General features: G+C 63.2%; 1 pseudogene. It reads right to left on the reverse strand.

Annotated elements, in window-relative coordinates:
- Positions 1-187: 187 nt before the first annotated feature.
- Positions 188-1,300, reverse strand: a pseudogene (locus GOSPT_RS22735) (IS3 family transposase); the annotation flags it as partial.
- Positions 1,301-1,382 lie beyond the last annotated feature (82 nt).

The raw sequence follows: 1,382 nt of genomic DNA on the forward strand, positions 1-1,382 counted from the left end.
CTAGGGCGAGCAACTCCGGCCCGATGACGCGGGCGGCGAGGTCGACGATGTGGCCGAAGCCGCTCAAGGTGAGACCGGACAATCCTGCCAGCCGAAATGGCAGGTCCCCGATAACCGGTCCAGGCAGTTCTAGAGCCAGTTCCTTGTTGTGATCGTCAGTCGATCTCGCAGCCCACGGGGTGATGTTGTGGGTGCATCGGGCAGCGTACTCGGCCGGGGTCTGGTAGCCCAGCGCTGAATGTCGGTGTCGGTGGTTGTGGTCGTCTTTGAAGTCGTCGATGACCACGCGGGCCTCGAGCAGGGTGGGCCAGCAGTTGCGGTTCAAGCACTCGTCACGCAGCCGGTTGTTGAACGACTCGATGAACCCGTTGTTCCACGGTGTGCCGGGCGGAATGTAGGAGATCCCGACCGACCCTGCACAGAAGTCGCGCAGGGCTTCTGAGATGAACTCAGGGCCGTTGTCCATGCGCAGCACCATGGGCGGGCCACCCCAGATCGCGAAAGTCTTCTCCAACTCCTCGATCAGCCGTTCGGCGGTGATCGAGCGGTCCACGATGTTCAGCAGCGATAGCCGGGTGTGCTCGTCCACCATCGACGCGATCTTTATCGTCTTACCGTCGACAGAGGAATCGAACTGAAAGTCCAATGCCCACACCACTTTCGGTGCGTCCGCGACCACGACCGGGACCGATGACTGGCCGACCCGTTTGCGCCGCGGAGCGCGCCGCACTTGCAGGCCCTCTTCTTTCCACAACCGATGCACTTTCTTCTTGTTGATCTCGATGCCGTCGTCGAAGCGCAGGTGCGCCCACGCTCGCCGGAACCCGTGCCGGGGGTTCTTGCGGGCATACGTGCGTAGCTGCTCGCGCAGTGCGGCGTCGGGGTCGGCCGGGGTGTGCGCTTGCGGCAGCCGTCGATAGGCGGAACGGGAAAGCCCAACGACCTTGCACGCCATACGTTCTGACATGCTCTTCACGTCCTTGAGCATGTCGATGGCGGCACGTTTGGCGGTCGGGCTCAGAATTTTCCCTTCGCGATCTCCCGCAACGCGTCCTTCTCCAACTCCGCGTCAGCCAGTAGCCGATTGAGACGGCTATTCTGCTCGCGCAGCTCTTTGAGTTCCTTCGCGGCGTCACCCGTCCATGCCGCCGTACTGGCGGCGCCAGTTGTACAAGGTGGCCGCCGACACCTCGAGATCGGCGGCGATCTCCTCGCCGGTCTTGCCTTCGGCGGCCAACTCGTCGGCCCGGCGCAATTTGCGCACGATGTCCTCGGCCGAGTGACGCTTGCGTCCTGCCATGTTCTTCATCGTCCCTTCTCCGCCCTCATCAGGGCAATCGGGACTCTAAAGCAACCCGGACCGGCTCACGGGGGACACGCCA

This window comes from Gordonia sputi NBRC 100414, from assembly GCF_000248055.1.
Taxonomy (GTDB): Bacteria; Actinomycetota; Actinomycetes; order Mycobacteriales; family Mycobacteriaceae; genus Gordonia; species Gordonia sputi.